13 protein-coding genes are annotated in these 12,135 nt (G+C 69.2%); 4 read left to right on the forward strand and 9 right to left on the reverse strand.

The window, feature by feature from the left end:
• Positions 1–331: 331 nt before the first annotated feature.
• From ACGFNP_RS53765 to ACGFNP_RS53775, 3 genes are all read right to left on the reverse strand, one after another.
• On the reverse strand, positions 332–763 hold the full coding sequence (locus ACGFNP_RS53765; protein ID WP_358321673.1) for a calmodulin-binding protein: 432 nt from the start codon (positions 761–763) through the stop codon (positions 332–334).
• A gap of 569 nt (positions 764–1,332) precedes the next feature.
• Entirely contained in the window at positions 1,333–1,698 is a 366-nt protein-coding gene (locus ACGFNP_RS53770) for a GntR family transcriptional regulator (protein WP_358321679.1), read from the reverse strand.
• Entirely contained in the window at positions 1,698–2,681 is a 984-nt protein-coding gene (locus ACGFNP_RS53775; RefSeq protein WP_358321682.1) for a hypothetical protein, read from the reverse strand. The genes ACGFNP_RS53770 and ACGFNP_RS53775 overlap by 1 nt, the downstream gene beginning before the upstream one ends.
• A 223-nt stretch (positions 2,682–2,904) precedes the next feature.
• Between ACGFNP_RS53775 and ACGFNP_RS53780 the strand changes: the two genes are divergently transcribed.
• Complete coding sequence (locus ACGFNP_RS53780) at positions 2,905–3,933, forward strand: transposase (RefSeq protein ID WP_393331827.1); 1,029 nt, start codon at positions 2,905–2,907, stop codon at positions 3,931–3,933.
• Positions 3,934–4,464: 531 nt separating this feature from the next.
• Here the strand turns inward: ACGFNP_RS53780 and ACGFNP_RS53785 are convergent.
• Together ACGFNP_RS53785 and ACGFNP_RS53790 are read right to left on the reverse strand one after the other, a co-directional pair.
• Positions 4,465–4,917 (reverse strand): tetratricopeptide repeat protein, encoded by a 453-nt coding sequence (locus ACGFNP_RS53785; RefSeq protein WP_393331830.1) that lies wholly within the window; start codon positions 4,915–4,917, stop codon positions 4,465–4,467.
• On the reverse strand, positions 4,851–5,312 hold the full coding sequence (locus tag ACGFNP_RS53790; RefSeq protein ID WP_393331833.1) for a TetR family transcriptional regulator: 462 nt from the start codon (positions 5,310–5,312) through the stop codon (positions 4,851–4,853). The genes ACGFNP_RS53785 and ACGFNP_RS53790 overlap by 67 nt, the downstream gene beginning before the upstream one ends.
• 111 nt (positions 5,313–5,423) lie before the next feature.
• Between ACGFNP_RS53790 and ACGFNP_RS53795 the strand changes: the two genes are divergently transcribed.
• The 3 genes from ACGFNP_RS53795 (at position 5,424) to ACGFNP_RS53805 (ending at position 8,175) form a co-directional block, all read left to right on the forward strand.
• Positions 5,424–6,131 (forward strand): DUF4386 domain-containing protein, encoded by a 708-nt coding sequence (locus ACGFNP_RS53795; RefSeq protein ID WP_393331837.1) that lies wholly within the window; start codon positions 5,424–5,426, stop codon positions 6,129–6,131.
• A gap of 184 nt (positions 6,132–6,315) precedes the next feature.
• Positions 6,316–7,098 carry a hypothetical protein gene (locus tag ACGFNP_RS53800; protein ID WP_393331840.1) on the forward strand — a complete coding sequence of 261 codons (783 nt, stop codon included), beginning with the start codon at positions 6,316–6,318 and terminating at the stop codon, positions 7,096–7,098.
• Positions 7,099–7,206: 108 nt separating this feature from the next.
• Positions 7,207–8,175 carry a teichoic acid biosynthesis protein C gene (locus tag ACGFNP_RS53805; protein WP_393331843.1) on the forward strand — a complete coding sequence of 323 codons (969 nt, stop codon included), beginning with the start codon at positions 7,207–7,209 and terminating at the stop codon, positions 8,173–8,175.
• On the opposite strand, the gene ACGFNP_RS53810 is transcribed toward ACGFNP_RS53805, so the two are convergent.
• The 4 genes from ACGFNP_RS53810 to fxsA are packed head-to-tail and all read right to left on the reverse strand — an operon-like array spanning position 8,172 to position 12,068.
• Positions 8,172–8,897 (reverse strand): maleylpyruvate isomerase family mycothiol-dependent enzyme, encoded by a 726-nt coding sequence (locus ACGFNP_RS53810; RefSeq protein ID WP_393331846.1) that lies wholly within the window; start codon positions 8,895–8,897, stop codon positions 8,172–8,174. The two genes, ACGFNP_RS53805 and ACGFNP_RS53810, sit on opposite strands and share 4 nt — an antisense overlap.
• 31 nt (positions 8,898–8,928) lie before the next feature.
• Entirely contained in the window at positions 8,929–10,932 is a 2,004-nt protein-coding gene (locus ACGFNP_RS53815; RefSeq protein WP_393331849.1) for a tetratricopeptide repeat protein, read from the reverse strand.
• The gene (locus tag ACGFNP_RS53820) at positions 10,929–11,819 is read right to left on the reverse strand and encodes an SIR2 family protein (RefSeq protein WP_358321722.1); all 891 of its coding nucleotides are present in this window, start codon (positions 11,817–11,819) and stop codon (positions 10,929–10,931) included. Before ACGFNP_RS53820 ends, ACGFNP_RS53815 begins: the two co-directional genes overlap by 4 nt.
• A 60-nt stretch (positions 11,820–11,879) precedes the next feature.
• Positions 11,880–12,068, reverse strand: coding sequence for an FxSxx-COOH cyclophane-containing RiPP peptide (gene fxsA, locus ACGFNP_RS53825; RefSeq protein ID WP_358321724.1), 189 nt, complete (start codon positions 12,066–12,068; stop codon positions 11,880–11,882).
• Positions 12,069–12,135 lie beyond the last annotated feature (67 nt).

A 12,135-nucleotide genomic window follows, 5' to 3' on the forward strand; every position in this document is an offset into this window, starting at 1 on the left:
CCAGGCGCCTTGCGGGACGGTCCCTCCACCATGGCGGCGAAACCGTCGAGGGGGCGGGCGAGGCTGTACTCGAACAGGCCGTCCACCCGATGTGGGCGGCCGGGCGGCTGGCGGCGATGGACTCCAAGCGGGCGGCCGAACTGCTGGCGGCGATGGCCCCGAAGCGGGCGGCCGGGCTACGGCCTTCGGCATGAAACGGGCAACGTTATGGTCAGCTACGCGATGTAATCGCGGCGCAACGGTGCCGTGTCCGCTTGAAACCTGTAACGACGGACTCGCGCTTCCCGCCCGGACGGGCCGAAGCAGCCGCGATAACAGATGACGTCCGGGGCTATGGCGCTGGGATTTCGCGCACGAGGTTGGAAGTCCAGGGGCACCAGACGAGGCCGGGCAGGAACGGCCCGCCGGCCTCGTCCAGGTGATCCTCGACGTAGGGGATGGTCGCGTCGCAGACCTCGATGGCGAAGTCGAAGAAGTCGACCGTTTCGGGCCTCAGATGGTAACTCCAGCGCCAGTTGTAGGGAGCGGGTCTCTTGTCGATGCGTCCGATGACGTGTGGTTCGTTGGTGGTGGTGCCGCTGAGCAGGTCGCGGGCGTGCTGGATCTTGCGAGGGTCGGTGAGTTTGACGACGAACTCCGCGCGGGTGACGTCGGTCATCACGAAGTAGGCCGAGTCCGCTGCATGGGCGGGTGCTGGGGCGACGAGGCCGATTGTCGCGACGGCGGTGAGAAGCGTGAGGGTCTTGGTCAGGATGCGGCGCATGGAGATCCTTTCACTACGCGCGATAACTTTGAGTTACTGTCGCATGCTCTAAGTAATCACGCGAAGATGAGAAACGGTCCCTGACGTCACGGTGACAACGCAGTCACCGCCTGCACGTGTGCCCGACTGGCCCGACGCTGGGCGCCCGCTGTGGCGCTGTTCGCGAGTGCCGTCGGCGACGCTGCCATGACGCGCGCCGATTGGGTGATGGTGCACGACCACCGCGGGGCGGACCGTCGTCGGTGTCGCCCACCTCTTGTCGCCGCGCCCCAGGGGCAGGCGAATGTGACTATAAGTAATCTACCAATCACTCTCAGCTATGAGCTGGTGCTTGGGTCCTGATCATCCTTCCCGAGGAGACCCCCCATGCTGCATGCCCCGCCACCTTGACGACGGTTGGCAGGCTCCACAGCGCCGATCCCCAGCCTTGGGACTGCATGATCTGGGACAAGTCCGGCCACCATGATGGGGATGAGCAGGCTCCAGGTGCGCATCTCGGTGCTCAGGATCCAGCACGCCATGAGCCAGAGCAGGTGCGACAGAACCATGTGGGGGCTGGAACAGGCGCGTCAGCCTCGCAGGGCGAGCAACGCCTCTTGCGCTGCCGTGAGTGCCTCTTCGTCGGAGGCTCCGGTGTGCAGGGCGGCTCTGGCGAACTCTTCGGCCGCTGCGGCGAGCCGGAGCCGGAACTGGTCGGCCGTCTCGGTGATCACGGCCGCTCGGCCGCGGCGTAGCTCCACCAGCCCCTCGTCGCGCAACTGCTGGTAGCCCCGCAGCACGGTGTGCAGGTTGATGCCGAGGGTGGCGGCCACGTTGCGGGCCGAGGGGAGCCGGTCCCCGGGCGCTGCCGTGCCGTTGGCCAGCGCGGCGCGTACCGAGCCGGCCACCTGGTCGGCGAGCGGCTGGGACGATGCCGGATCCACTGTGATCAGCACTACGCCGTCTCTCCCTGTCGTTGCCTGCTCAGCCATCCGTTGACCAGGGCAGCCGCGGTCTCGGCCGCGCGGGTGGAATAGACGAACCGCCGGTCGTCGGTCAACGACAAAACGAGGACCGGCCCTTTGCCGGTGACGACGCCCCAGCCCGCCTCACCGTCGTCCAGCTTGTAACGCCCGGGAGGAGGTTCGCTCCTGGCCTCGGCGAACCGTACCGAGGAGTACGGCACCGTACGCCGCAGGACGGGCAGCCAGGAGGGCCTCACTGTGATCCCTGAGGCGTCGATCTGCAGGCGGGTGCGTGTCTGCGCCGCCTCGAAAATCGTCCACAGTGCCAGCAACGCTGTTCCTTGCCATGCGTCGGAAAAGTTGTCCACGCTCAGCGCGGTGACCGCGCCCAGTACCGCGGCGACCACCAGCCTGCGCGCCGACCAGGACGAGGTCACGAACATGATCCGCTGGGACGGGCCGAGCTCCATGGCGGGCGTGTGCGGCGGTGGCGCGGCGGTCGCCTCGGGCGGCGATGGCAGCCGGCCCGCCGCCAGGTAGCCCAGCACGGCCGCCGCAACGGTCGCGGCGATCTCCACCGCCAGGTGCCAGGCGGGCCGGGGCATGGGACCTGGGGCGTCGAGCAGCGTCATCAGCCACAGTGCGCCGGACACCGATACGGACACGCCGACGACGAAGCTGAGGATCACCATGGCGCGTTGGGCCTGCGGCAGGCGCCAGCAGCGCAGGAACGGGACGAGGAGCGCCGCTTCGAACAACACCAGTGAGAAGCGATGTTGCGACACCCAGTCTTCCCAGGTGGGCGCGTATTCGGTGGTGGTGGCCCAGCTGTCGACGTAGGCGCGGTCGGGGAGGCGTCCCCCGTAAATGCCCACCAAGACCGTGGGGACAATCAGCATGAGTAACGGGGGAACGGCCGTCAAGATCAGGCGATGGAGCCGTCCCGGTGCGGCGAGGTCCGTGAAACGGGACACTGCCACCTCCAACTGTTTGCTTTTGACTATAACACTGCAAACAGTTCTGGCCAGGGTCTCAGACTCAGCTTGTCTTTAACCTCTGATCTTCGCATTTGCCCCGCTCAGCACCGATGGTGATCTACCGCGCATAGCGGGCTGTGGCGGTGAGGCCATGTCAATTCGGGAGACGAGAAGCGGCCACCGGCTCATCGTCGAGATGTGAAGGACTTGAGGAGAGGCGGTGGCCGTGGCCTCCATGCTGGCACGCGCGTTGACCGATGACACCGAACCATTGGGCGACAGTGCCGAGACCGGCGCGCGGGCTGTCCTGACTGATTTTCGTGCCGAGTGGTTCGCCTGCCTGACCGGTCGCGGCGAGGAGTTGTTCGAGCTGACCGACGCGGTGCTGTGCGCGGACGGACCGGTCAAGACGCTGGTCGGGCTGGCGCTGACCTCGGAGCACCGGCGCGGGCACGGGGCCTTATACGACGGGCTGAACCACGGCCGCCTCAACATCGCGCGGGTGCGCATGGCTCTGGCCGCGCTGCCGCTGCCGCGAGCCGCTGATGGGCGGCTCGTGCTGGCCGTCGACGTCTCACCCTGGCTGCGCCCGGATGCGGCCACCGCGCCGAGGCGCTCGTTCTGTCACACCTATGGCCGGGGCAGGAACGAGCACCGGATGATTCCGGGTTGGCCGTACTCGATCGTGGCCGCCCTGGAGCCGGGCCGCACCTCCTGGACCGCCCTGCTGGACGCGATCCGCCTGGAGCCGGGTGCCGACGTCTTGGCCATCACCGCCGTGCAACTCCGCCAGGTCATCCAACGGCTGATCGAGGCCGGGCAGTGGCAGGATGGCGACCTGTCGATCCTCATCGTGGCCGATGCCGGCTATGACCTGCACCGGCTGACGTTCCTGCTGGCCGACCTGCCGGTCGAGGTGCTGGGAAGGCTGCGCTCAGATCGCGTGATGCGCCGTCCGACTCCGCCGCGCGTCTACCAGCCCGAGGGTGGCAGACCGCTCAAGCACGGCGGCGAGTTCGTCTTCGGCCAGCCAGACACCTGGGGCGAACCCGATCAGCAGACCACCACCGCCACCACCCGCTACGGCACCACAATCGCGATGGCCTGGGATCGGCTGCACCCCAAGCTGACCCGCCGGGCAGCCTGGATCGCCCACGACATGGAACTGCCGCTCATCGAGGGCACCATCATCCGGCTGACCGTCGAGCACCTGCCCGGCGGCGGAGAACCCAAGCCCGTCTGGCTGTAGTGGTCGGGCACCGGCGCAGACGCTGGCGACGTCGACCGGCTCTGGCAGGTATTCCTGCGCAGATTCGATCTTGAACACACCTTCCGCCTGTTCAAGCAGACCCTCGGCTGGACCACTCCCAAGATCCGCAATCCCGAGGCGGCCGACCGGTGGACCTGGCTCATCGTGGCCGCGCACGCTCAGCTGCGCCTGGCCCGGCCGCTGGCCCCCGACCTGCGTCGCCCCTGGGAGAAACCCGCACCGCCCGAACGGCTGACCCCAGCCAGGGTCCGGCGCGGGTTTCGCAACTTGCGCTGGAAAATGCCGTGTCCAGCCGGTGCGCCCAAACCTGGCAAGCCCGGCCCGGGACGCCCGCCCGGCTCACCGAACCAGCACCGCGCCCCACGTCACGACGTCGGACGCATCCTGGCCACCGGCGAGGCCTTCGCACGTCCCGCCCACCACAAGAAGGGCACCAAGCCCCGTCGAAGCACCTGACCTGTCACGCCCGGCAACCGCCCGTTTGATTCCGCTGTGCCGAGAACGCGAAGATCAGAGGTTAAAAGACAAGCTCAGAGCTTGTTCCTGACCGTGTCGGCGGCCTGGTGGTCGAGGCTGTCGTAGATGGCGAGCGCCTCGGGTGTCGCCGAGGGCGTCGAGCGCGTCAGCTTCGCAAGGCCGGTCGCCCAGGGCGTGGTTAAGGTCGACGGCCCGCTGGTAGCAGGACGCGGAGTGGACGAAGTCGCCCAGGTGACGATGGATGTAGCCGAGGCTGTCCCACGTTCCGGCCTCGGCGGGCGGATCGGCTTGGCCCCTCTGCAGCCGGAGGGCCTCCTCGCGGTGGACGAGCGCTTCCCGGTGCTTGCCGAGGAGGGCCTGGCACCAGCCGAGCGCGTTGAGCGCCCTGGCCAGCTGCACCGTATCGCTGGTCTTTCTGATCAGCTCACATGCCTGAAGGCAGTGGTCGAGCGCGTCCCGCAGGCGGCCCTGCCGCTGGTGGAGCACCGCCAGTCCCCGATGGCATCGGGCCTGTCCGGCGTCGTCCCCGATAGCGGCGAAGTCCGCACGGGCCCGCTCATACTGCGTGTGAGCCTCGTCGGAGCGGCCGGGCCTTGGCCAGGGAGCGGCACGCGTGCGCTCGGGCGTACGGGTCGTTCTGCCGGGTTGGTCGTGTCGAGGCGACCGACCCTGTCATGGATCTCGGCGACCACGGTCTCGACGACGCCGTCGAGCAGGGCCTCCTTGCCCGGCAGATGGTAGTAGAGCGACATGGCCTCGACGTCGAGGTCGGCGGCGAGGCGGCGCATCGTCAGCGCCTTGACCCCCTCCGCATCCGCCAGGACGACCGCCGCCAGCACGCGCTCGCGGCCGAGCGGCTCGCGGAATGCCTTCGCTGCCATCGGTCTTCCACCCCTTGTCGGCACCTTACATCGTAAGTTACCTTACGAGGTAAGGCACACAGTCAATCTCTCGCGGCCGCCGCGCCGGCACAGCCCTCAAGGAGAGCCACCATGCACGCGCTGATCCGCACCGCCCGCACGACCGGGCTGCTCTACCTCGGCCTCGCCGTCACCGGCGCACTGGGCTTCCTGCTCATCCGGCCGCGGCTCTTCACGGCCGGCGACCCCGGTGCGACGCTCGCCCACCTGGTCGACCACCAATCGCTCGCCCGCGCCGGGGTCGCCTTAGAGCTGCTCATCGTCGTCACCAAAGCCCTCACAGCGACATGGTTCTACCGCCTGTTCCGCACCGCACACCCGCTTGCCGCCAGCGGTATCGTCGCCTTCGGCCTCGTCAACGCGGTCGCGATTCTCTCCAGCGCGGCGCTGCTCGCCACAGCGGTCCAGGTCGCGGTCGCCCCGATCGGCGACGCAGCGGCCGTCGTCCAGGTCCTGTACCTGGTCAGCGGCAACCTGTGGGGCGTGGGAGCAGTGTTCTTCGGCCTGTGGCTCATCCCCATGGGCTCGTGCGTGCTCCGCTCGGGCTGGATGCCCCGCCCGCTCGGCTGGATTCTCATCGGCGGCGGCATCGGCTACCTGCTCAGCGCGTTCGTCGGATACCTCGCCCCCGACGCACAGGGCATCGCAGACGCTCTCACCGTCCCCGCGACCGTAGGGGAGCTCTGGATGGTCGGCTACCTGCTGATCCGCGGCGTCCGCCGTCACGCGCTCGACCAAGCCCCGTCAGGTGCGCCCACGGCGGCACCCGCAGCGGGTTGACAGGTCCCAGGGACCGAGGAACGTCCCGAGCCAGCGGACGGTCACCAGCTGGAGGGCGAACCCGAGCTTCATATCGGCGTGACCCAGGAGGAGCCAGGAGGCGGCCGCCGGTGCCGAGCCCGGGCGCGGCCTGACGTGGATCGGCGACGGGCTGCGCGAGTTCGGCATCGAGCCCGGCACCCCGTTGACACCCGAGGACCACCAGGCCGCCCGGCGGCTCATGGCCGGCCGCGATCCCGGCACGGGCAAGCGGCTCGTCAAGCCGAAGCTGGCCATGCACCCGCGGGCGATGCTGCCCGGCCACGTGCTGCTGCAGGCGCTGCAGCAGTTCATCGCTGTCATGCTGCTGTTCCAGCGGGTCGGTGACCCGGCACTCACCTGGGCGCCGCGCGCCGGGATCGGGCTGTCCGTCATCGGCATGGCGCTGGCGTCCTTCATCCGCGGGTGGGCCTCGACCGGACCCAGGACGGTCGAGGACGCCTACGGGAACCCGGTCTCCCTGCTGGGGCAGCACGGGGTGGGGGCGCCGGACGGCTACGGCATGCCGATCACGAACTGGAGCACCACGGGTGGCGACCTGCGCCCTCCGCACTTCATCGGCTTGCACTCCATCCAGGTGTTCGTGCTCGCGGTGCTGATTCTCACCGCCCTCGCGGCCCGGGTCAGCTGGCTGCGCGGCGAACGCGTGCACGCCCACCTGACGGGGGTCGTCATCCTGGGGTACACCGCGTTGTTCGCCATCACGGCGTGGCAGGCGATGCGCGGTCAGTCGCTGATCCACCCCGACGCGGCCACGTGGACGGCGCTCGCGGTGACGGTCGTCGTGACCGGGCTGCTGGCAGCTCTGACCATCGCAGCGGCCCGCCGCAACGAGGTGGCATCCGCCGGCGACGGGCACTCGCCCGACGTGTTGCCGATGCGCGGGCTTGTCGGGTCTGTGGGCCGGGACGATACCGGGATTCTGTGAGAACGCTGACAATCTGAAAATTTCCGTCATATCAGCATCGCCGAATGACGGAAGTCGCCATCATATGTCCCGATCTTGCGGTGTCGTCTGACGGATAGGAGCCGACGAGTGTTACGTACCGTTCTGGGGACCGAGGTCACCCGTAGAACCCTGCTCAGCGCGGGGGCGCTCGGCCTCACCGCCTTGTGCGGCGCCCCGGCCAACGCAGCCGCACGCGCGGCGAGCCGCTTCCAGTTGACCTCCTCCCCGGCGGCGCTGATGACCGGAAAGGCGCTGCACGACGAGACGGTGCTGCAGTCCTTCGCCTTCGACAACGTCAACGGCCACCTCTACACCGTGCAGGTACGTAACGGCTCCGGCTCCGCCGCCGCGGGAAACCTGTGCGTCACCAAGCTCAGCCTGACCGGTGCGATCCTCGGCCACATGTACCTCACGGGATTCGGCCACGGCGTCCAGATCGGGGTGGAGCCGTCCGGCACGTCGGCGTACCTCTGGACCGAAACCGACGGGGTGGCCGACGGCACCAACTCCTGGGGCGGCAAGCTGGCCCGGTTCAAGTTCGTGAACGGCCAGACGCTCACCACAGCGTCCACCGCCCTGACGAAGTACGCGCCGGTCGCCGGCGCCGACAGCACGACCTGCGCGATCGACCCCTCCACCAACCGCCTCATCATGCGCTACCGCCTCAACGGCCAGCGCCACTTCGCCGCCTTCCCGCTCTCGGCGGTCAAGGCGGGCGGCCACCCCACTCCCCTGTACGACATCACTCAGCCTGCCGGGCTGGGCACCTTCCAGGGGTACACGGCTTACGGGCAGTATCTGTACCTGCTCGACGGCGACGCGTACAGCACCGGCAACCCCTCCCCCGGCAACACCTACCTCACCTCCGTGGACCTGGCTAACGGCAAAGTGATGCAGCGGTCCTTCTCCCAGGCGTGGAAGTCACTGACCTACCGCGAGCCGGAGGGCATGGCGATCCAGCTCACGGCCGCCGCACCGCGCCTGTGCTTCGGCTTCGCCACCGGCGCGGCCGGCGCCCGCCAGGCCGCCATCATCTACAAGAACACCTTGGTCTAGAGGGCGTAGTTGCGGAGGACCGCGAGCGCCTTGCGGCCATGCGGGCCCGTTGCCTTCAGCGCCGAGTCCGCGGGCGCCAGGCGGCGGGCGCCGACGCGGCAGAAGTCGGCGGCGGGGCCCGTGACGGTGGAGGGGGCGGCGGGGTCGCCGAAGCGCCAGAGGTCGCCGTCGGGTGAGGTGAGCTCACAGTAGACGGGGCCGCCCTCGACACCCTCGACGTCGAACGCGTACGGCAAGGTGCGATGGCCGAGCCAGGCGATGTGGCGCAGGCGCGCGGTGTCGGGGTAGGCGATGCCGAGAGGGGCGGTGATGTCGTAGGCGTGGGCCCAGTGCTCGGCCAGCCGGGTGGTGGCGAGGGTCGCCGGGGACAGCGGGATGGCCACCCAGGACAGACGGGTGCCCCTGGGCTGGGCGCGCAGGGCGGTGGGGGTGGCGAAGGCGGCCGCGCGCCAGCGGGCCAGGAGGTCGGCGGGGGTGATGTCGCGCTGGGCGGCCACGAGGGCGTCCGCCACGGCGTCGACGCCGTCGCCACGGACCGCGACGTCGTCACCCGCCACCGTGGCGGCGACGAGTTCCTCGCTCTGGGTCAGGTGGAGGACCACGTCGGAGACGGTCCAGCCCGCCGCGGCCGAAGGGTGGGACCACTGGGCGGGAGTGAGGGCGGTGAGGACGGCGTCCAACTGCTCGTACTCGGCTTTGAGGTCGTCAAAGATGTCCGTCATAGGTCACCACACTACCGAACAATATTCTGCTTCAGAGTAGGTCCGCCAGAACCCTGCGCTGGTAGGAGGTGAGGGGCGGCCGGGTGGCGTCGCGGGCGATCTGGGCGGCGCGGGCGCGGTCGCCCATCCGGGACAGGGCCCGCGCGCACAGGTACGCCACCAGGCCGTGATCACGCCCTCCGACCAGGGCCGCCTCCACCTCGACCGACGCCTCCTCGACGCGGTCCAGCTCGGCCAGCGCCAGGGCGCGGGCGGCGATGGTGGCGGGCTCGGCGGGCTCGCGTACCCGGTCGAGGTCGCGTAACGCCTGTACGGGCTTGCCCAGGTCGGCCAGGATCTCGCCACGCGCCCGCAGCGCGATGGGGGTGTCACCGTCCACCGACAGCACGCCGTGCAGGATGGGCAGCGCCGCCTGCGGGGTGCCCGTGTGCCACACCGTGATGGCCAGCTCGACCTGGACGGTGAGGTCGCTCGGCACCCGGCTCACGGCGGATCGCAGTTCGTCCACGGCCTCGTCCGGGCGGCCCTGATGCAGGATCACCCGGCCGGCCGCGGCCAGCGAGCGGCCCACGGCCGGGGTGTCCCGCAGCCGCTCGTACACCTGGCTGGCCTGCTTGTAGCAGCGCTCGGCAGCCGCCCAGTCGCCGCGCGTGTACGCGAGGTTGCCGAGAAAGGACTCGATCTCCGCGCGCGTGCGCAACTCGTCCCCGCCGCAGGTCCGCCTGGCCTTCTCGCCGTGCGTCTCGGCCAGCGCGAGGTCGCCGTCCGCCAGCACCTGCTCGGCCACGCGCAGGTGCTCGGCGGCGCTCACCGGCGCCTGGCCGGAGCCGGGTTGGGGGCGCGCGCCGCCGAGCGCGTACAGCACCGGCTGGAGCAGCCGGTCGTGCTGGAGTTCGCACCAGCGCGAGCCCGAACGCATCTCCGCCTGGAGCACGTGCCGGTCGATCAGCGCCTTGACCACGCTGTTCGGCATGCCGGCGGTCTGGGTCTCGCCCTCGTACGCGGTGCCGCGGGTGCCGAGCGTGGTGATGAAGGTCTCCCGCAGCCAGGCGCTGAGCCGCTCGACGGGGATCTCGTGGTCGTGCGCGATCTCCGCGAGCGCCTGGTCGAGGAAGTCGCCGAGGGAGCGGTCGACGTCTGCGTGCCGTTCCACGTACTCCGGCGTGATGACCGTCAGGTCGGGCGGGCAGGAGTTCCACAGCGCCGAGCAGACGATCTGCAGCTGCACCGGCTCGACCGTGTCCACGATGTAGGAGGCGGGGGCGCCGGTGCCGTGCAGCCGCACCGTGCGCAGCTCCTTGACCAGGGTCTCGGCGGCTTGGGGGGCGTAGGAGCGCTCTGTTCCGGCGAGCGGTTCCTTGATCGCGGCCAGCGCCTCCTCCTCCTGGAACGGGGTCAGCACCACGGACGCCGACGGCCCGCTGCTGCGCAGCGGCTCCCCGTGGGCCATGAGCCTGGCCAGGTAGTCCTCCCTGATCGACAGGAGCAGGCGCAGGTCCTCGTTGTCGTCCAGGGCCTCGGCGAGCTGGGCGATGAACGGGTCGCGGAAGCCCTGGCGGTAAGGGAAGTCGAAGAAGAGCTCTTCGGCCTGGTCGATGGCCACCAGGATGGGGATGGGGTCGCCGTACTTGTCGATCCTGGGCCCGCGACGCCGCAGGAACTGCTGGACGGTGAGCCCCGACAGCCGGGTGAGCGACTCGCCCGGCGCCCACGACGACAGCAGCGCCACCGTGAACGGATTGCGCTCGGGCAGCGCCGCCATCGGGAAGGCGGAGCCGTGGGAGAGCCGCCCGATCGGCAGCACGTCCACCCGCTTGTCCGCCAGCTCCGGCAGCACTCCCGCCTCCAGCACGGAGGTCTTGCCCACTCCGGACGGCCCGTGCAGCATCGTGAGCCGGTGCGCCTGCCACATCACGGAGATCTCGTACGCCTTGGCGTCCCGCCCGAAGAAGCGCTCCTGGTCGTCCTTGGTGTAGGAACGCAGGCCCACGTACGGCTCGGCCTCGAAGGCGCCGGTCGGCGGCTCGGCGATCACGACCGCTTCCCCATTCGCTCGTCCAGTTCCGCGCAGAACTGGCGGGGGGTGCCCCAGAAGATGGAGACCTCCCATCCGTCGAAATACCGGTCGAGATATTCCTTGGCGCGCAGGGCGGCTCCGGGTTTGACGTTCTCGTTCTCGGGTGTGAGCTGAACGCTGACGTGACGTCGGCGGCGGATGGCCGGGTACCGTCTGATCAGTCCATGGAACAGCACCCGAAATGTCCATTCCTGAAGTGTGTAGCCGAGAAGGAGCAGGGGCCGGTTCGCCAGGGCGTCGAGAATGATCGGCGGAATCACGTGCCGGTTGTTCTGCGCTCGCGCGGTCGTCAGGTGGACCAGGAAGTCGATGTAGTCGTCTTCGGTCAGCACCATGGAGGACGGGAGGCTCGTGCTTCCGTGGAGATGGTAGACCATCGGCCGGTTGGCGTCGGGGCGTATTCCAGCGCCGCGCTCGAACAGGTTTCTGTCATACGGCACGCCCTCGTGCCACGGGCAAATCGCCGCGCTGGGCTCCTTCCCGGAACCGCGGAGCGCCCGTACGAGGAAGTCGTCGTAATTGGTGGTCAGGAACACCGGGATGGGAAAGCCGGCCATGGACGAGTGGATTTCGCCCGGAGCCGTGAAGTCGGGCGGGCCGATCGCCGTGAGGCGGCGGCTGAGTTCGTGCTTGAGCCCGGAATCGCCAACGACACTTCGGACATACTGCATAACCCTGGCTAAATCGCCGTCGTCGGCGAAGGGATAGTCGAAACGAGCCGCCCACTCACGGCTCAGCTCCCCGCTGGACGGGAGGTTGCCGTCGCTGGCCCCCGCACCGATGAACGGGGTGCAGTCACCGGTACGGAGCTGATCGATCAGCCGGGCCCAGTCGGAGTCCTTCATCCGGGACGACCTGCTCTCCTGGCACGATGAGGGCGTGGAGCACGAGGTACGTCCCTATTTTTAGCCCGTGGCGGCGGGCCCGTCGATGCTCTGGCTGAACCCCGCGATCGGTCCCATCGCGTCTTCGCCCGCGCGCAGCAACATGCGCAGGGCGTGGGCGAGTGCTGACTCATCCACCTTGTCGAGGTCGGCGAGCGACAAACCACTCACATCGACGAGGGCGGGCGGCTCGGCCAGCTCATCGCTCATTAAAGCTCCTACGTTCCGGAACTCGGGACACAGAAATCACGCCAACCCTATCCGTAAGGGAGGCGTA

It is taken from the genome of Nonomuraea sp. NPDC049269, assembly GCF_043197155.1.
Classification (GTDB): domain Bacteria; phylum Actinomycetota; class Actinomycetes; order Streptosporangiales; family Streptosporangiaceae; genus Nonomuraea.